This window comes from Citrobacter sp. Cb004 (genome assembly GCF_030337065.1).
GTDB lineage: Bacteria > Pseudomonadota > Gammaproteobacteria > Enterobacterales > Enterobacteriaceae > Citrobacter > Citrobacter braakii.
The window spans coordinates 52,350-71,406 of sequence record NZ_JAOWCH010000069.1 but is presented as its reverse complement, the minus strand read 5'-3'; the positions used below and the strand labels follow the sequence as shown (position 1 = coordinate 71,406).

Annotated in this window: 14 protein-coding genes; 3 read left to right on the top strand and 11 right to left on the bottom strand. The window is 53.8% G+C overall.

The genetic code is table 11. The annotated features are described in order from the left end of the window. Positions 1-107: 107 nt before the first annotated feature. The 6 genes from glgP to asd form a co-directional block, all read right to left on the bottom strand. On the bottom strand, positions 108-2,555 hold the full coding sequence (glgP, locus tag OGV65_RS20975; RefSeq protein ID WP_016154813.1) for a glycogen phosphorylase: 2,448 nt from the start codon (positions 2,553-2,555) through the stop codon (positions 108-110). A 19-nt stretch (positions 2,556-2,574) separates the two neighbouring features. Then, on the bottom strand, positions 2,575-4,008 hold the full coding sequence (glgA, locus tag OGV65_RS20970; RefSeq protein ID WP_016154814.1) for a glycogen synthase GlgA: 1,434 nt from the start codon (positions 4,006-4,008) through the stop codon (positions 2,575-2,577). After that, on the bottom strand, positions 4,008-5,303 hold the full coding sequence (gene glgC / locus OGV65_RS20965; protein ID WP_016154815.1) for a glucose-1-phosphate adenylyltransferase: 1,296 nt from the start codon (positions 5,301-5,303) through the stop codon (positions 4,008-4,010). Before glgC ends, glgA begins: the two co-directional genes overlap by 1 nt. A gap of 13 nt (positions 5,304-5,316) precedes the next feature. Further along, positions 5,317-7,293, bottom strand: a complete 1,977-nt coding sequence (glgX, locus tag OGV65_RS20960; protein ID WP_016154816.1) for a glycogen debranching protein GlgX — start codon at positions 7,291-7,293, stop codon at positions 5,317-5,319. Beyond that, complete coding sequence (gene glgB, locus OGV65_RS20955; RefSeq protein WP_016154817.1) at positions 7,293-9,476, bottom strand: 1,4-alpha-glucan branching enzyme; 2,184 nt, start codon at positions 9,474-9,476, stop codon at positions 7,293-7,295. Before glgB ends, glgX begins: the two co-directional genes overlap by 1 nt. Before the next feature lie 364 nt (positions 9,477-9,840). Then, entirely contained in the window at positions 9,841-10,947 is a 1,107-nt protein-coding gene (gene asd, locus OGV65_RS20950; RefSeq protein ID WP_016157652.1) for an aspartate-semialdehyde dehydrogenase, read from the bottom strand. 190 nt (positions 10,948-11,137) lie between these two features. On the opposite strand from asd, the gene yhgN reads away from it, so the two are divergent. After that, positions 11,138-11,731 (top strand): NAAT family transporter YhgN, encoded by a 594-nt coding sequence (gene yhgN, locus OGV65_RS20945; RefSeq protein WP_003023480.1) that lies wholly within the window; start codon positions 11,138-11,140, stop codon positions 11,729-11,731. A 233-nt stretch (positions 11,732-11,964) separates the two neighbouring features. On the opposite strand, the gene gntU is transcribed toward yhgN, so the two are convergent. The 5 genes from gntU to OGV65_RS20920 all read right to left on the bottom strand — a co-directional run bounded on the left by gntU (position 11,965) and on the right by OGV65_RS20920 (position 17,052). After that, a complete protein-coding gene (gene gntU, locus OGV65_RS20940; RefSeq protein WP_016154820.1) occupies positions 11,965-13,305 on the bottom strand; it encodes a gluconate transporter in 1,341 nt (446 codons plus the stop codon). Further along, a complete protein-coding gene (gene gntK, locus OGV65_RS20935; protein WP_003023475.1) occupies positions 13,305-13,835 on the bottom strand; it encodes a gluconokinase in 531 nt (176 codons plus the stop codon). The genes gntU and gntK overlap by 1 nt, the downstream gene beginning before the upstream one ends. Before the next feature lie 141 nt (positions 13,836-13,976). Further along, positions 13,977-14,972, bottom strand: coding sequence for a gluconate operon transcriptional repressor GntR (gene gntR, locus OGV65_RS20930; RefSeq protein ID WP_016157654.1), 996 nt, complete (start codon positions 14,970-14,972; stop codon positions 13,977-13,979). Between the two features lie 223 nt (positions 14,973-15,195). Further along, the gene (gene yhhW / locus OGV65_RS20925; RefSeq protein WP_016154822.1) at positions 15,196-15,891 is read right to left on the bottom strand and encodes a quercetin 2,3-dioxygenase; all 696 of its coding nucleotides are present in this window, start codon (positions 15,889-15,891) and stop codon (positions 15,196-15,198) included. 123 nt (positions 15,892-16,014) lie between these two features. Then, positions 16,015-17,052 carry an oxidoreductase gene (locus tag OGV65_RS20920; RefSeq protein ID WP_191220638.1) on the bottom strand — a complete coding sequence of 346 codons (1,038 nt, stop codon included), beginning with the start codon at positions 17,050-17,052 and terminating at the stop codon, positions 16,015-16,017. 456 nt (positions 17,053-17,508) lie between these two features. On the opposite strand from OGV65_RS20920, the gene yhhY reads away from it, so the two are divergent. Both yhhY and OGV65_RS20910 read left to right on the top strand, forming a co-directional pair. After that, complete coding sequence (yhhY, locus tag OGV65_RS20915) at positions 17,509-17,997, top strand: N-acetyltransferase (RefSeq protein ID WP_046274516.1); 489 nt, start codon at positions 17,509-17,511, stop codon at positions 17,995-17,997. Positions 17,998-18,043: 46 nt separating this feature from the next. Next, the gene (locus OGV65_RS20910) at positions 18,044-18,928 is read left to right on the top strand and encodes a hypothetical protein (protein WP_286455385.1); all 885 of its coding nucleotides are present in this window, start codon (positions 18,044-18,046) and stop codon (positions 18,926-18,928) included. The last annotated feature ends 129 nt before the right edge of the window (positions 18,929-19,057 follow it).

Sequence of the window (19,057 nt, the reverse complement as noted above, 5' to 3'; positions counted from 1 at the left end):
ACACTCGATATAAAACTGTAGGCCCGGTAAGCGTCAGCGCTACCGGGCCTTTTGCCGGATGGCGGCTAACGCCTTATCCATCCGGCCTACAGATCGTCCTGCCCTTGTTACAACCGCACCGAGTCGATATGCCAGATGTTTTCGGCGTACTCTTTGATCGTCCTGTCCGACGAGAAGTAGCCCATGTTGGCGATATTAATCATCGACTTGGTGGTCCACTCTTCCGGGTGGCGATACAGTTCGTCAACCTTATCCTGGCAATCAACATAGCTGCGATAATCCGCCAGAACCTGATAGTGGTCGCCAAAGTTGATCAGCGAGTCAACCAGGTCACGATAGCGCCCCGGCTCCTCAGGACTGAATACACCGCTGCCAATCTGCGTCAGCACCTGGTGCAGCTCTTCGTCTTTCTCGTAATACTCACGCGGCTTGTAGCCCTGGCTGCGTAAGGCTTCGACCTCTTCCGCCGTATTACCAAAGATAAAGATATTTTCTGCGCCCACATGCTCCAGCATCTCGACGTTGGCACCGTCCAGCGTCCCAATGGTCAGCGCGCCGTTGAGGGCAAACTTCATATTACTGGTACCAGAGGCTTCGGTCCCGGCCAGCGAAATCTGCTCAGACAGGTCGGCAGCAGGAATAATCACCTGCGCCAGGCTGACGCTGTAGTTAGGAATAAACACCACTTTCAGCTTGTCACCAATTTGCGGATCGTTGTTGATCACTTTCGCGACGTCGTTGATCAGGTGAATGATGTGCTTCGCCATGTAATAGGCCGAAGCCGCTTTACCGGCGAAGATATTCACGCGCGGCACCCACTCGGCATCAGGATCGGCCTTAATGCGGTTGTAGCGGGTGATCACATGCAGCACGTTCATCAACTGGCGTTTGTATTCGTGAATACGCTTGATCTGCACATCAAACAGCGATTTCGGGTTCACCACCACGTTAAGCTGCTGGGCAATGAGCGTTGCCAGACGTTTTTTATTCTCCAGTTTCGCACGGCGCACCGCCTGATTTACCAGCGGGTAATCGCAGTGCTGTTCAAGCTCGCTTAGCTGGCTGAGATCGGTTCGCCAGGTGCGGCCAATGTTCTCATCCAGCACCTCAGAGAGCGATGGGTTAGCCAGTGCCAGCCAGCGGCGTGGCGTCACGCCATTGGTGACGTTACAGAAGCGAGTCGGGAAAATCTTCGCAAAGTCAGCAAACAGCGACTGCACCATCAGGTTGGAGTGCAGCTCAGAAACGCCGTTAACCTTGTGGCTCACCACCACTGCGAGCCATGCCATACGCACCCGGCGGCCATTGGATTCATCGATAATCGACGTCCGTCCCAGCAGACTGGTATCGTTCGGATACTGTTCCTGCAACGTCTTAAGGAAGTAGTCGTTAATCTCAAAGATGATTTGCAGATGGCGCGGCAGAATTTTGCCCAGCATATCGACAGGCCAGGTCTCCAGCGCTTCGCTCATCAAGGTGTGGTTGGTATACGAGAAGACCTGGCAGCAGACCTCAAACGCATTATCCCAACTGAATTTGTGCTCATCGATCAGCAGACGCATCAGCTCAGGAATCGACAGTACCGGATGGGTGTCGTTGAGGTGAATGGCGATCTTATCTGCCAGGTTGTCGTAGGTTTTGTGCAGTTGATAATGACGGTTCAGGATGTCCTGCACCGTGGAGGAGACCAGAAAATACTCCTGGCGCAAACGCAGCTCGCGTCCTGAATAGGTGGAGTCATCCGGATACAGCACGCGGGAGACGTTCTCGGAGTGGTTTTTATCTTCCACCGCCGCAAAGTAGTCGCCCTGGTTAAATTTACCGAGGTTGATTTCGCTACTGGCCTGGGCATTCCACAAGCGAAGCGTATTGGTGGCGTCTGTGTCATAACCGGGAATAATTTGGTCGTAGGCTACCGCGAGGATCTCTTCAGTTTCTATCCAGCGCGTTTTCTTGCCTTCCTGCTGAATACGCCCGCCAAAGCGCACTTTGTAGCGTGTATTGTGGCGTTTGAATTCCCACGGGTTACCGTATTCCAGCCAGTAGTCCGGTGACTCTTTCTGTCGGCCATCAACAATGTTCTGTTTGAACATGCCGTAGTCATAACGAATACCGTAGCCGCGTCCCGGCAGACCCAACGTTGCCAGTGAGTCCAGGAAGCAGGCCGCCAGGCGCCCGAGGCCACCGTTGCCAAGACCAGGGTCGTTTTCTTCATCGATCAGATCTTCAAGATCCAACCCCATACCTTCCAGCGCATTTTTGACATCGTCATAAATACCCAACGATAACAGTGCATTGGAAAGTGTGCGGCCAATCAGAAACTCCATTGACAGATAATAAACCTGTCGAGTTTCCTGGGATAATTGCGCACGGTTAGAACGCAGCCAGCGCTCCACGAGACGATCGCGCACCGCGAACAACGTGGCGTTCAGCCACTCATGTTTATTGGCAATGACCGGGTCTTTACCAATCGTGAACATCAGCTTGTAGGCGATAGAATGCTTAAGTGCCTCTACGCTGAGTGTGGGCGATGCATAAGTAAATGGAGCATTCATATAGGTGATTCCTGGATATCTATTTCAAACGATAGTAAAGCTCACGGTATGACTTCGCCGCGACTTGCCAGCTAAAATCCATGGTCATGGCCTGACGTTGTACAAACCGCCACAGCGAAGGCCGGGACCACAATACGAAAGCACGCCGAATCGCGCGTAGCAGCGACCAGGCATTACTATCTTCAAATACAAACCCACTGGCGATACCATCCGCCAGGTTTTCCAGCGAACTGTCAGAGACCGTATCAGCCAGCCCACCGGTGCGCCGCACCAGCGGCAGCGTGCCGTACTTCAGTCCATACAACTGCGTTAAGCCACACGGCTCAAAACGGCTGGGAACCAATATAACGTCGGCCCCACCCATGATGCGGTGCGAGAAGGCTTCGTGATAGCCAATCTGTACGCCCACCTGTCCCGGATGTTCCGCCGCCGCGGCGAGGAAACCTTCCTGTAAAACCGGATCGCCCGCACCGAGCAATGCCAGTTGTCCACCCTGCTCTAACAACCCCGGTAGCGCTTCCAGCACCAGATCCAGCCCTTTCTGACTGGTCAGGCGGCTGACTACGGCAAATAACGGCACTTTGTCGTTAACCTTAAGTCCCATCGCGATCTGTAGCTGGCGTTTGTTCTCCGCCTTCTCTTCCAGCGTTTCACGCGTATACCGCGACGCCAGCAGCAGATCGGTTTCCGGGCTCCAGATTTTTTCATCAACGCCGTTCAGCACACCGGAAAGACGTCCTTCACGATGACGCTGCTGCAACAGACCTTCCATGCCGTAGGCAAACTGCGGCTCGGTAATTTCCCGCGCGTAGGTCGGACTGACCGCCGTAATGTGGTCGGCGTAGTACAACCCGGCCTTCAGGAAAGAAATCTGCCCGTTAAACTCCAGTCCGTGCACGTTAAAGAACGACCATGGCAATTGGATGTCATCCATATGCTTTGCATAAAACATGCCTTGATACGCCAGGTTGTGCACGGTGAACACCGATTTCGCCGGATGGCCGCGCGCCGCCAGATACGCCGGGGCCAGACCGGCATGCCAGTCGTGCGCATGCACCACATCCGGGCGCCAGAATGGGTCAAAGCCACAGGCCATTTCACTGCCGACCCAACCCAGCAGCGCAAAACGCAGCACGTTATCGGTATATGCAAACAGGTTAGTGTCGTGATACGGGCTACCGGGACGGTCATAGAGATGCGGCGCGTCAATCAGGTAAATGCCCACACCGTTGAAATGCCCGAACAACAGCGTAATACGTCCGGCGAAGGTATCGCGACGCGTCACTACCTGCGCATCGGGAATGCCGCGACGGATATCAGGAAACGCCGGGAGCAGCACGCGGGCATCCACACCGTCCGCGATTTGCGCTGCGGGTAACGCCCCAATAACATCCGCCAGTCCCCCGGTTTTTAGCAAAGGGAACATCTCTGAACAAACGTGTAAAACCTGCATTATCGCTCCTGTTTGATCTGCAGTTTGCGCAGCATTTCACGCGTGACCAGTACAATACCTTCCTCTGAACGGTAGAAACGACGAGCATCTTCTTCCGCGTTTTCACCAATCACCATGCCTTCAGGAATAACGCAGGCGCGGTCGATAATGCAACGACGTAAGCGGCACGAACGTCCCACCCACACTTCAGGTAACAACACTGCCGAATCAATGTTACAGAATGAATTCACCCGCACTCGCGGGAACAGAACGGACTGCACTACCACCGAACCAGAAATAATACAGCCGCCGGAAACCAGCGAGTTCAGCGTCATTCCATGGCTACCGGAACGGTCCTGAACAAATTTCGCCGGCGGCAGTGATTCCATATGCGTACGGATTGGCCAGTCCTGGTCGTACATATCCAGTTCAGGCGTCACCGAAGCCAGATCGAGGTTTGCTTTCCAGTAGGCTTCCAGCGTTCCCACATCGCGCCAGTACGGCTCGGATTCCGGGTCAGACTGTACGCAGGACAATGGGAATGGATGAGCATATGCCATGCCAGCTTCGGTGATTTTCGGGATGATGTCTTTGCCAAAATCGTGACTGGATTTTTCATCGAGATCATCTTCCGCCAGCAGTTCATACAGATAATCGGCGTCGAAGATGTAGATCCCCATACTGGCAAGCGATTTGGTCGGATCATTAGGCATCGCTGGCGGGTTGGCAGGTTTTTCAACGAACTCGATAATTTTATCGGTGTCGTCCACGTCCATTACGCCAAACGCGCTGGCCTCTTCAATAGGCACAGGCATACAGGCCACTGTGCAACGCGCGCCTTTCTCAACGTGGTCGATCAGCATGCGTGAGTAGTCCTGCTTATAAATATGATCGCCCGCGAGGATCACCACATATTCCGCTTTGTAGCGTCGAATGATGTCCAGGTTTTGGGTCACCGCATCCGCCGTACCGCGATACCAGTTTTCACCCTGCATCCTCTGCTGGGCAGGCAGCAGATCGACGAACTCGTTCATCTCTTCGCTAAAGAACGACCAGCCGCGCTGAATATGCTGCACCAGCGTGTGTGACTGGTACTGAGTGATCACGCCGATACGGCGGATCCCGGAATTAAGACAGTTGGATAAGGCAAAATCGATAATGCGGAACTTACCGCCAAAGTGCACGGCAGGCTTGGCACGCTTATTGGTTAAATCTTTCAGGCGAGTACCGCGGCCACCGGCCAGGATCAGGGCAACAGATTTTAATGGCAGCTGGCGCGCCAACATTACACGATCGTTCTTCTCTAAACTTACCATGACTAACTCCTTTTTATCTTCTCTGGAACACACACAGTCCGTGCGCAGGTCCCTGCCAGACCGCCGTAAGCACCGGATTATCCTCTCCGGCAAATGGGGGAATGGCGTGCCATTCCCCTTCAGGTAAAACGATATCTGTCACCTCAAGCGTGGCGTTTATTGCAATCAGGAAACGATCTGAAAGCAGGATTTGCATCTGCCTCGGGCCGTTATGCCACTCATCCGCACTTAAGGGTTGTGCGTACTTATTCAGCCAACGAACATTGCCATCGCCCTCTTCCCACCAGCAATCACCTGTTAATGCAGGTATTTGCCTACGCAGATGAATCAACGCGGCGGTAAATGTGGTTAGCCCACTGTTTGCCTGCTGCCAGTCCAGCCAGGTTAAGGCGTTATCCTGGCAGTAAGCGTTATTATTACCGTGCTGGCTATGACCATGCTCATCACCCGCCAGCAGCATCGGCGTCCCCTGGGAGAGCAACAGCGTGGTTAACAGCGCATGAATGCTGTCGCGCCGCCGCTCAATCAGGTCCAGCGAGCCGCCTAATCCTTCTTTACCATGATTGTCACTGTAGTTATTGCTAGTGCCGTCGCGATTTTCCTCACCATTCGCTTCATTGTGCTTATTTGTGAAGCAAACGCAGTCGCGTAGCGTAAAACCGTCATGCGCGGTCACCAGATTGACCGTGGCGCTGGGATTGCGGCCCGGGCGTTTAAACACGTCGCTGGATGCGGCAAAACGTCCGGCAAATTCGCCCAACGAGAGATTACGCTGGAGCCAAAAACGTCGCGTTGCATCGCGGAAATGGTCGTTCCACTCGGCAAACGGCGGGGGGAAATTCCCCACCTGATACCCGCCTTCACCAATATCCCACGGTTCCGCAATCAGCTTGGCGCGTGAGAGCAGCGGACAGTTTTGGATCGCGGTAAACAGCGGAGCATCCTGACGAAACTCAGGCGTACGCCCCATGACGGAAGCCAAATCAAAACGAAAACCATCCACATGGCAGGTTTCAACCCAGTAGCGCAGGCACTCGCATGCGTATTCCACAACGCCAGGATGGCTCAGATTGATGGTGTTCCCACAACCGGTCCAGTTGTAGTAATCGCCATCATCTCTGATCCAATAATAGCTACGGTTATCAATTCCGCGCAGCGAGAAGACAGGTCCTTCGAGATCCAGCTCGGCGCTGTGGTTTAAAACGATGTCGAGAATGACCTCAATACCCGCTTTGTGCAGCGCTTTTACCGCGTCGCGAAACTCATCAAGCGCACTCTCCGGCGAGCTGGCATAGGCCGGATGCAGCGCGTACATCGCCACCGGGTTGTAGCCCCAGTAGTTTGACAGGCCCAGCCGCTGAAGCCGCGGTTCGCTGGCGAAATGCGCCACCGGTAACAGCTCCAGCGCGGTAATGCCGAGGCGCTTGAAATAGTCGAGCATCACCGGATGACCCAGCGCTTTGTAGGTCCCGCGAATTTCTTCCGGCAGGTCAGGATGCAAATACGTCAGCCCTTTGACATGCGCTTCGTAAATTACGGTATTGCCCCACGGCGTGCGCGGCGGGGCATCATCCTCCCAGTCATAATGGTCGGACACCACCACGCCCTTCAGCGCGATGGCGGCATTATCATGATGATCCGGTTCATTCAGCCCACCGTGCAGCAGTGGGTTATCTTTTAACTCGCCATCCACCCGACGCGCGCAAGGGTCAAGCAGCAGTTTCGCCGGATTAAACCGGTGGCCCTGCTGCGGTTGCCACGGACCATGTACGCGATAGCCATAGCGTAGACCGGGACGGGCGTTGGCCAGATAGCCGTGCCAGACATCGCCGCTACGCCCCGGCAGGTCGTAGCGGAGTTCGCAGCCTTGCTCATCGAATACGCATAATTCAACGCGTTCAGCGTGGGCCGAAAAGAGGGTGAAATTGACGCCATGGCCGTCATACGTTGCACCATGGGGGGTGGCGTTGCCGGTTGCCAGTTGCGTCATTATCCCTCCCGCACCAGCCAGATCGTTGCCAGCGGTGGCAACGTCAGGCTCAGTGAGTGCTGACGACCATGACTGGCGATTTCATCGCTGTGTACCGCGCCGCCGTTACCGGTATTGCTACCGTGATAATGCATCGAATCGGTATTGAGGATCTCGCGCCATTTGCCCGGCTGATTGATACCGAAGCGATAGCCGTGGCGAGGCACTGGCGTAAAGTTGCTGATAACGATGATTTCATTACCGACTTTGTCACGACGAACGAAAGCCAGCACCGAACGTTCTTTGTCATCCACCACCAGCCACTCGAAGCCATAGGCGTCAAAATCAAGCTCGTGCAGCGCTTTGTGATGACGATAGGTAAGGTTCAGATCGCGCACCAAACGTTGTACGCCGTGGTGCCAGTTATCGCCGCCTTCCAGCAAATGCCAGTCGAGGCTAGCGTCGTGATTCCACTCACGCCCCTGAGCAAACTCGTTGCCCATAAACAGCAGTTTCTTGCCTGGGAAGGCCCACATCCAGCCGTAGTAGGCGCGCAGGTTGGCAAACTTCTGCCATGCGTCCCCCGGCATGCGATCGAGAATTGATTTTTTACCGTGTACCACTTCATCGTGCGACAGCGGCAGGACAAAGTTTTCGGTGTAGTTGTACAGCATGCCGAAGGTCAGCTTATCGTGATGGAACTGACGATGAACCGGATCCAACTTCATGTAGTCCAGCGTGTCGTGCATCCAGCCGAGGTTCCACTTATACCAGAATCCTAAACCGCCCATATCCTGCGGCCTTGAAACGCCGGCAAAGTCGGTGGACTCTTCCGCCATGCTCACGGCCCCCGGCACCTGCTCGCCAAGAATACGGTTGGTATTGCGTAAAAACTCAATGGCTTCGAGGTTTTCACGACCGCCAAATTCGTTCGGGACCCACTCCCCTTCTTTACGGCTGTAGTCGCGATAAATCATCGACGCCACGGCATCTACGCGCAACGCATCGATACCAAAACGTTCAATCCAGTACAGGGCATTGCCTACCAGATAGTTACTGACTTCACGGCGACCGTAGTTGTAGATCAGCGTGTTCCAGTCCTGGTGATACCCTTCGCGCGGGTCGCTGTGCTCATACAGATTGGTGCCATCAAACTCTGCCAGACCAAAGTCGTCCGACGGGAAATGGCCCGGCACCCAGTCGAGAATGACGTTCAGTCCGGCCTGATGCGCGGCATTCACAAAATAGCGGAAATCATCACGCGTCCCGAAACGACGGGTCGGCGCATACATACCGGTAGGTTGGTAGCCCCAGCTACCGTCGAACGGATGCTCATTAATCGGCAACAGTTCGAGATGGGTAAAGCCCATCCACTTGACGTAAGGCACCAGCTGATCCGCCAGTTCGCGGTAGCTCAGCCAGAAGTTGTTATCGGTATGACGACGCCATGAGCCCAGGTGCACTTCATAGATAGAGATCGGCGCATCAAACTGGTTGGCTTTTTTTCGCTCCTCGCTTTGCACCACTTTTTCCGGCAGACCGCAGATAAGCGACGCGGTTTCCGGGCGCATTTGCGCTTCGAAGGCGTAAGGGTCCGCTTTGATTCGCAGCTTACCGTTCGCATCGATCATCTCGTATTTATACAGTTGACCATGCTGCGCGCCGGGGATAAACAGCTCCCAGATACCGCTTTCTTTGCGCAGGCGCATCGGGTGGCGACGTCCATCCCAGTAGTTGAACTGCCCAACCACTGACACGCGTTGAGCGTTAGGCGCCCAGACGGAGAAGCGTGTACCGGTTACGCCATCCATGGTATCCGCATGCGCGCCCAGCGTTTCGTAAGGTCGCAGGTGCGTACCTTCAGATAACAGCCAGGCATCCATATCCTGGATCAGCGGGCCAAAACGATAAGGGTCATCAATCAGATTCTCCTGTCCATGCCAGACAACAGCTAACTGATAGCGAAAGAAATTTTTACGGCGGGGAAGTACAGCACAGAAAAAACCGCGAGAGTCGAGGCAGTCCAGCTTGCCGACTTTGCGTCCGGTTTTGGGTTCGATCACCCACACTTCGGTGGCGTCAGGTAATAGGGCGCGGACTTCAAGTCCAGCGTCAGTTTGGTGCATACCGAGTACGGAAAAAGGATCCGCAAAATGGCCTGCAATTAGCGCATTAATCACGTCTCTATCGATACGAACGGACATGGTTGTCATCCTGTTTTATGGTGTCACGCCTTCCAACTGATCTTCGACATCAGGTAGTGACACTTTTTTTGACCTGAACGGCGCAGCACAATTGTGCATCCTCTCTGCGTCGTCCCACCTTCAGGCAACAACTTAATACCTCCGGTACTAAGTCACCCTTAAAGAATAGCCAATGCTTTATCTTACTCCTGGTAAAAAATGAAACATCTGCGCTTACTCCTGTATTACGCAAAAAAATGGGTGACTCAGCACCCATTGTTAAAACACGCAATCCCTCTGCCGGAGAGCCGTATTGACTGATCCGGCCAGGTGGTTCGCGTCGTTTGTAGGCCTGATAAACGTGGCGTCATCAGGCCGTCCCACATTACGCCAACTGACGCAGCATACGGCGCAATGGCTCCGCAGCACCCCACAGCAACTGGTCGCCCACGGTAAAGGCTGACAGGAACTCCGGTCCCATATTCAGCTTACGCAGACGGCCTACTGGCGTGGTCAGCGTACCGGTAACGGCCGCCGGGGTTAACTCACGCATGGTGATATCCCGATCGTTTGGCACGACTTTGGCCCACGGATTGTGCGCTGCCAGCAGTTCTTCCACGGTCGGAATAGACACATCTTTTTTCAGTTTAATGGTGAACGCCTGGCTGTGGCAGCGCAGCGCACCGACGCGCACGCACAGACCATCAACCGGGATCACGGAAGAGGTGTTAAGAATTTTGTTGGTTTCAGCCTGTCCCTTCCACTCTTCGCGGCTCTGACCGTTATCAAGTTGTTTGTCGATCCACGGAATCAGGCTACCGGCCAACGGTACGCCAAAGTTATCAACCGGCAGTTCACCGCTGCGGGACAGGGTCGTCACTTTACGTTCGATATCGAGAATAGCAGAGGAAGGGGTTGCCAGTTCATCGGCCACATGGCCATACAGATGACCCATCTGGGACAGCAGTTCGCGCATATGGCGCGCGCCGCCGCCGGAGGCCGCCTGATAGGTCGCCACAGAAACCCAGTCAACCAGGTCATTGGCAAACAGGCCACCGAGGGACATCAGCATCAGGCTAACGGTACAGTTACCGCCGACAAAGGTCTTAATACCTTTGTTCAGGCCGTCAGTGATGACATCCTGGTTAACCGGATCGAGAATGATGATGGCATCGTCTTTCATACGCAGCGAAGAGGCCGCGTCAATCCAGTAACCCTGCCAACCGCTTTCACGAAGCTTTGGATAGATTTCGTTGGTATAATCGCCGCCCTGACAGGTCACGATGATATCGAGCGCCTTCAGCGCATCCAGATCAAAAGCGTCCTGAAGCGTGCCGGTCGCGGTTCCACCGAATGTCGGTGCCGCCTGCCCGAGCTGGGAAGTAGAAAAGAAAACAGGGCGAATGGCGTCGAAGTCACGCTCCTCAACCATGCGTTGCATGAGAACAGAGCCGACCATACCGCGCCAGCCGATAAAACCAACATTTTTCATAGCGTTTTTTCCTGCAGAGATGTGTGCTGTGTATGCTAACCAGTATCCTACTGGCCTATCCTTCACCATACAAAAAGCAGCCAAAGTCGCAAGTGAAATTAATCAATGATAGCGAAGCCATCAGTAATGCGACTTATCCCGCTGCGCAAGCAAGCAGAAAGTCCGCGGTAATAGTAAGGGAATTTGAGTTATGAATGAAATTATTTCAGCGGCAGTTTTATTGATCCTTATTATGGACCCGCTCGGAAATCTGCCCATTTTCATGTCCGTATTGAAACATACCGAACCCAAACGCCGCCGCGCGATTATGATTCGCGAGCTGTTCATTGCGCTGTTGGTGATGCTGATATTCCTGTTTGCTGGCGAGAAAATACTGGCATTTCTTAACCTGCGCGCGGAAACCGTATCGATCTCCGGGGGCATCATTTTGTTCCTGATCGCCATTAAGATGATTTTCCCCAGCGCCACCGGGAATAGCACCGGGCTTCCGGCAGGCGAAGAGCCGTTTATCGTGCCGCTGGCGATTCCGCTGGTAGCCGGTCCGACAATCCTGGCTTCATTAATGCTGTTATCACATCAGTATCCGAACCAGATGGGGCATCTGGTGATTGCTCTGCTGATCGCCTGGGGCGGTACGTTTGTGATTCTGTTGCAGTCTTCGCTGTTTTTACGCCTGCTGGGCGAGAAAGGGGTTAACGCACTGGAGCGCCTGATGGGGCTGATTCTGGTGATGATGGCTACCCAGATGTTCCTCGACGGCGTAAGGATGTGGATGAAGGGGTAATCTCCCCTTTTTGGCTCAGATAGCATGTTACCCGGAGAACAGTTCCGTTCACGTTATGCTCATTACTTCTCTGACGTCACCAGTGAACGTGTTAAGGGGGCTACGCAGCCCCCTTAACAATCCAGGCTCTCCGGCAGGAAAATCGCCGCGCATCCTTGCGCTTACCCGGCCTACGGTGTGGATGTGTGCTCGTTTCCAGGCCCGGTAAGCGCAAGCGCCACCGGGCAATGCCATCAGCTCAACAGCTGAAAGGCAATCATACCGACAATCGCACCGACCGTGCCGAGGATGGTTTCCATCATCGTCCAGGTCTTCAGCGTTTGCGCTTCGGTCGCACCGGTAAATTTACCGAACAACCAGAAACCGGCGTCGTTAACGTGGCTGACCACGATAGAGCCGCCCGCGATACAGATAGACAGTGCCGCCATCTGGGCACCGGAGTAGTTCAGTTGCTCAATCACCGGCATCACCAGACCAACCGCCGTTAAGCAGGCTACAGTCGCGGAACCCTGAATGATACGCACCGCCGCCGCCAGCACGAAGCAGGTGATGGCAATCGGCAGGCCCATACCGGTTAACGCTTCGCCCAGCGCCGGACCGACGCCAGAATCAACCAGAACCTGTTTGAACACACCGCCCGCACCAATCACCAGCAGAATAATCCCCGCCGGCTGCAGCGCATGACCACAGATCTCCATCACGCGGTCTTTTGGCATGCCCTGGCGCACCGCCAGACCGTAAATCGCCACCAGACAGGCAACCAGAATCGCGGTAAACGGGTGACCGATAAACTCGAACCATTCATAGGTTGTAGAACCGACCGGAACAAAGCGTGCGGCGATAGTTTTCAGCCCCACCAGCACCAGCGGCAGCAGGATAAGCGATAAGCTGAAGCCAAAGGATGGCATTTTGCCTTCGCCCAGATGCGGCTCGGAAATATCTTCCGGTACGTGCAGCTCGACGTAACGGCTGATGAAATTCCCCCACAGCGGCCCGGCGATAATCATGCCCGGAATCGCGGCACACAGGCCAATCAGGATCATCCAGCCAAAGTCGGCGTGCATCTGAGAGGCCAGCAGCATCGGCGCAGGCCCAGGCAGCAGAAATGCCGCAGCAGCCGCTACGCCCGCAAACAGCGGGATCACAAGCTTAACCAGGTTTGTCCCCGTATGGCGCGCCATTGAGAATGCCACGCTAATCAGCAGCACAATCGCCACCTCAAAGAATAGCGGCAGCGCGCAAATCAGACCGGCCAGGCCAATCGCATAATGTGCGCGGCTGTGACCGAAGGATTTCAGCATTTTGACGGCAATCTGATCGACAGCGCCGGTCTCATGCAAAATCTTGCCGAACATCGCCCCCAGCGCCACAACAATCGCCAGGAAACCGAGCGTGCCTCCCATCCCTTTTTCCATGGTCGCCGCGATTTTATCGAGCGGCATACCGGAAAAGAGACCTGCACCAATGGATACCACCATCAAAGCAACGAAGGCGTGCATACGCGCCTTCATCACTAAAAACAGCAGTAATAAAACGGACCCTACTGCTGTTAAAACAAGCGTTAATGTACTCACTACTTACTGCCCTGGTTAATAACCTCAATGGTGCTGGCGACCACACCGTCCAGTGGTTGATCGATATCGACCACCAGTACATCGTTTTCATTCGCACCCGGTTCTTCCAGCGCTTCAAACTGGGTCACCAGCATCTGCGTTTTGAAGAAGTGGCCTTTACGCGCTTTCAGGCGGCTTTCGATAACGTCAAAATCCCCTTTCAGATAGATGAAAGAGAGGTTCGGGTTACCGTCGCGTAGCTGGTCGCGATAGACTTTTTTCAGGGCGGAACAGACGATCAGCGAAACCTTGTTGGTACGCTGCATCGCAAAGGCGGCGTCATTCAACGCCTGTAACCACGGTTTGCGGTCGTCATCGTTGAGTGGCTCACCGGAAGCCATTTTCATGATGTTGCTGCGCGGATGGAGAAAATCGCCATCAAGAAACGCGGCCTGCAGTTGATGCGCCACTTCGCTGGCGACAGCAGATTTACCGCTGCCCGATACGCCCATCAGAACGTAAACGTGGTGATCATGATTAGTCGTGCTCAAAGCGTTGCCCCCACTGGTACAAGAATCAGGAAATTGTTACGGGTAACTGTTATCGGTAACATTGTCCAGCCGGATAAATAGAGAAGCAATATCCATTCGTGCTCGAAGTGTATAAGTGTGAGCTACTTCAAATTTGTTGGCTTAAATAGATCCGCCCGGTGACAAGGTGAAACCTAAATCTAACATTTTAGGTGTGACGGCTTCACCGCGGATGCGCGCCAGCAGACGTTCTGCGCCAATGCTGCCCATGCGTTCACGCGGCGTGAGCACGCTCGCCAGACGCGGCTCCATCACCTGCCCGATGTCGTGACCGTGGAATCCGGCAATCGCCATGTCATCAGGGATTTTCAGCCCTAAACGCTGGCATTCGAAGGCCGCCCCTACCGCCAGGTCATCGTTGGTACAAAAGACACCATCGAGCTGCGGGTATTCACGCCGCGCCTGACGGATAAGTTCAATACCGGAGGAGTAGGAAGAGGACTGCTCCACCATCACGCTGTACGGCACCAGGTCGGCATCGCGCATTGCCTGCTCGTAGCCTCTCTGTTTGATGATAGTACGTTCATCAAGGCGTGCGCCAAGATAGGCAACATGACGGTGCCCGCGGGCGATGATAGCGGCTGTCATCTGACGCGCGGCTTCGAAGTTGTCGAAGCCCACGGCAATATCAAGGCATGGGGACTGGCTGTCCATCAGCTCAACCACCGGGATACCGGCAACCTCAATCATTTTCAGCGTACGGGGCGTATGGCTACGTTCGGTGAGGATCAGGCCATCAATATTCCACGACAGCATCGATTCCAGACGCTCTTGTTCCATCTCAGGCTTATAGCCGTAGTGCGCCAGCATGGTTTGATAACCATGAGCGTCAGTGACAGCCTCAATGCCGCGTAGCACTTCAGCAAAAACCTGGTTAGTAAGAGACGGTAACAGCACACCGATCGCGCGGCTGGTGGCGTTAGAAAGGATATCAGGAGCGCGATTGGGAATATAACCCAGCTCATCAAGTGCAGCGGCAATTTTGCCCCGCAGCGCCACGGAGACCTGCTCCGGGTTACGCAAAAAGCGGCTGACCGTCATTTTGGTCACGCCCACGCGGTCGGCTACATCCTGAAGTACGGGTCTTTTCTTTTTCATCGTCCTGAAGCGTTAAAAAGGGATAGATTCCCCCAGTTTACCACGGACGTGCGTGAACCTTCGCAGAGAAAAAAAGGAGTTTTTTATTGTGAGAAATACACAAAATCATTCGAGTTGCATCAAGGCGGCGACGCAGTAAATCCCCGGGAGCGTACATTAAGTACGCGACCGGGGTGAGCGAGGAAAGCCAACACAGATGCAGCTTGAAGGATGCCGTGTATTTTTATACAGGCGGCAGGTCAAACAGTAACACTTCGCTGTCGCTGTCGGCATGAATAGAAATGGCCTGTTCATCCCAGATTGCCAGACCATCGCTGGTGGTCGCTTTGGTCCCGTTAATTGTCACGTTACCTTTTACTACCTGGATCCAGACGCGGCGTTCAGCAGCAATCTGATGCACCGACTGCTCATCTTTGATCAGTGCCCAACGGTAAAGCTCCATATCCTGGTACACTTTCAGCGAGCCATCACGGGCATCCGGCGACAGCACCAGTTGTTTACCCTGAGCGGCATCAAAACGGCGCTGCTCATAGCGTGGGGTAATACCGTTTTCCTGCGGCATGATCCAAATCTGATACAGATGCAGCTTCTCAGTATTGCTCGGGTTGTACTCCGAGTGACGGATCCCCGTCCCGGCGCTCATAATCTGGAACTCACCGGCCGGAACCTGCTCTTTGTTCCCCATGCTGTCCTGATGTTCCACCGCGCCTTCCAGCACGTAAGTCAGGATTTCCATGTCTTTATGGGGATGAGTACCAAAGCCCTGACCTGCGTCGATCACGTCATCGTTAATCACGCGCAGTGCCGAGAACCCCATAAAGTTTGGGTCATAGTAGTTGGCAAAAGAGAAGGTATGCCAGGAATCGAGCCAGCCATGATTAGCGTGGCCACGGTCATTAGCTTTGCGTAAGTAGATCATTGTGTTCACCCCCAGATGTTTTCGATGGAGTAAGTGTGGACTCAATCCGCCGGGGATCATAGAGGGTGAAAATTGACTCCTCTGTTCAAAAAAAATGAACAAGTCCAGAGGAGTCTGCGCAGGCTATTTGGCGAGAGTTATCGTCGCCGGAGAAGCCTGTTCAAAGGCGCGTTCGAGGAGTTCCAGGTTGGTAAGAACTTCAGATTCCTTGACGTAATTAGGCGTACCGGCTGTCAGCGTCTGGTAAAGCGCATCATAGACGCGACCATAGTCCCCCACTTCCGGCTGCACCTCTTCTTTTACCGTCAGGCCGTCATCGTTGACGTACTCCAGCATCCCAATGGAATCGTCAGCAGCGAAACCTGGCTCACCTGGCATGATATTGGCCTTCAGGCTGGTTTCCTGCTGGTCGATGCCGTACTTCACAAACGAGCCTTTGGTACCGTGAACGATAAACTTCGGATAGTCGATTTTCACCAAGTGACTGGTTTTAACAATGGCTTTCAGAGAGCCGTAGAACAGCTGCGCTTCAAAGGTATCGTCCGGATTCGCTTTGTTGCGCAGGCTGCGGATGTCATAGGCCACGCAATCGGGACGACCGAACAGCGAGATAATCTGATCCATGGTGTGTACGCCCAGACCATAGAATGCGCCGTCCTGCGGCAGTCCCGGCTTGGTTTCCGCCACGGGGCGGTAGTAATCGAAATGGCTTTCAACCTCAACAATTTCACCGAGCTTGCCGCTCTCAATCGCTTTTTTAGCGGTGAGGAAGCAGGAATCAAAACGACGGTTCTGATATGGCGTAACGGTCAGCCCTTTGCTTTGCGCCAGTTCGAACAGTGCTTTTGCTTGCGCAAGCGTCGGCGTGAAGGGTTTCTCAACCAACACGTTTTTACCCGCTTCCAGCGCGCGTTTGGCGTATTCAAAATGGCTGTCAGCATGGGTACAGACGATCACCAGCTTCACCTGCGGATCGTTTAAGATCTCGTCAAGGTCACTGGTGAAGTGAATATGTGAATATTGTGGCGCCTGCTCTTCCGGCTTGGCGTGGCGGCGAAAAATGTGCGCGACATGCCAGCTATTTTTGCGGTTGAGGACGTACGGCAAATGGTAGCGAGTGGTGCTTTTACCAAAACCAATAAATGCGCAGTGTAAGGCCATGAGACGATCCTTTCGAAGGTGATTGTCTACACCATAGCGCAAAGCGGCTGGAGACTGAATGTTGGATTCTTTGCCGGATGGCGCTTGAACTGCACCACAGGGCGACAGGATCGGCCGTCGGCGTCGCAGGCAGTTTGTTCACGGCAAGCGCGCAGGGCCCGGAGCGTACTAAATGTACGTGAGGAGCACGAGCACTTCCCGGGGACGAAATGGCAAGTAAGCCAGGCAGACACAAAACCTCAAAAAAAAAGCCAGCAAAAGCTGGCTAAAGTAATACTGGAAGCAATGTGAGCAATGTCGTGCTTTCAGGTTCTCCGTAGGGGTTCCCCTGAACGCAGAGCAATAATAATCATTCTCATTCGCACTTGTCTACTTCTTTTTGCAAAAAAATGCAGTTGACGGAATTTTCTTTCTCAGCGAGTGTAAATACACAATTAACCCTGCTGGAGATAAGGAATGAGTGAGATAGTGATACGCCACGCTGAACCGAAAGATTACGACGCAATTCGTCAGATCCACGCCCAGCCGGAGGTGTACCACAACACGCTACAGGTTCCTCATCCTTCCGTGGAGATGTGGCAGGAGCGGCTAGCCGATCGACCCGGTATAAAACAGCTGGTCGCCTGCATTGATGAAATTGTCGTTGGTCATTTGTGCATCGACGTTGCCCAGCGTCCGCGCCGCAGCCACGTGGCCGATTTTGGTATCTGCGTGGATGCACGGTGGCACAATCGCGGCGTTGCCAGCGCGTTGATTCGCACGATGATCGACATGTGCGACAACTGGCTGCGCGTCGAGCGTATTGAGCTAACGGTATTTGTTGATAATGAGCCGGCCGTGGCGGTGTATAAGAAATACGGCTTTGAAATCGAAGGCACAGGTAAGAAATACGGCCTGCGCAACGGTGAATACGTGGATGCCTACTTTATGGCGCGTATGAAATAAAATTAAGGGCGAGTCTTATCGCCCTTCTTATTGAAAGGACGCAAGAGTGAAAAAGTACCTTCCCCTGGTGTTGCTGGCAGCACTCTCCCCTGCTTTCGCCACTACCGTACAAAATCTCGATTCCGTGCCCAGCGCTATTCAACACCCGGAAGGTAAACAGATTTTTGCTGAGCAAATGGCGGGAGCAACCCCTGCCAAAGGATTTGGCGAGCTTCCACAGAGATTATCTGAGAACGCGTGGATTGCCTGGGTTGCGCCGAATGAAGATCCTGACAACCTGATCCTCACAGGTGCCAAAGCCTGGGGCAAAGACGGCAAATATATCGGTGTCGCCTGTTTCGCCGACAATCCGGCCGACGCCGGGCAGGCAAAGAAATACGCGGATAACAACTGTCCGGAAAACTACAGCAACGGGCACGCCAATAAATTATATCTCGGCGTTTTTTCCTGGCAGAACCAACAGCTAACGCCGATTGCACGCTCGGAAAAACCATTAAACCAACTCTCTGAGTGGAATAAAACCGCCGAAAAAGAGAGCGCTGATGAGTCCGTCAGACCGCTGGCCTATTATACAAAACTGGATCTGGCACCGTACCGGATCGCACCCGATACGCTGGCGTTTGGGGTGCGCGGTGGATACTCTGAGGCGTATTCCGGCGGCGGCGCATTTTATGAAGTGCTGGAGCTCTATGCGATCAAAGACAACAGGATAATCAACATGTATTCCGACCTTGTTTATCAATATACGGACATCGCCGGAGAGTGGAATAAAGACGGTACAAGACAGCACGACATCAGCGAAAGTAAATATATCCTCAAAATGCGTTCGGCAAAAACGCACGGGTTTTATGATTTAGAGCGCGTAAACCTGCAGGATAAAAGCAGCCAAATATTCCGCTGGTCTGAATCGCTGCAGCGATATGCGCCATAACCAACCAATAAGGCCGACATCGTTCCGAACGCTGTAGGCCATTATCCGTTATATCTCGCCGTTAAATTCAGGAGCGGAAGCGCTATCCGACCCTGGCATAGAGTTTTTGATTGCAGTCCATCGTTTCCC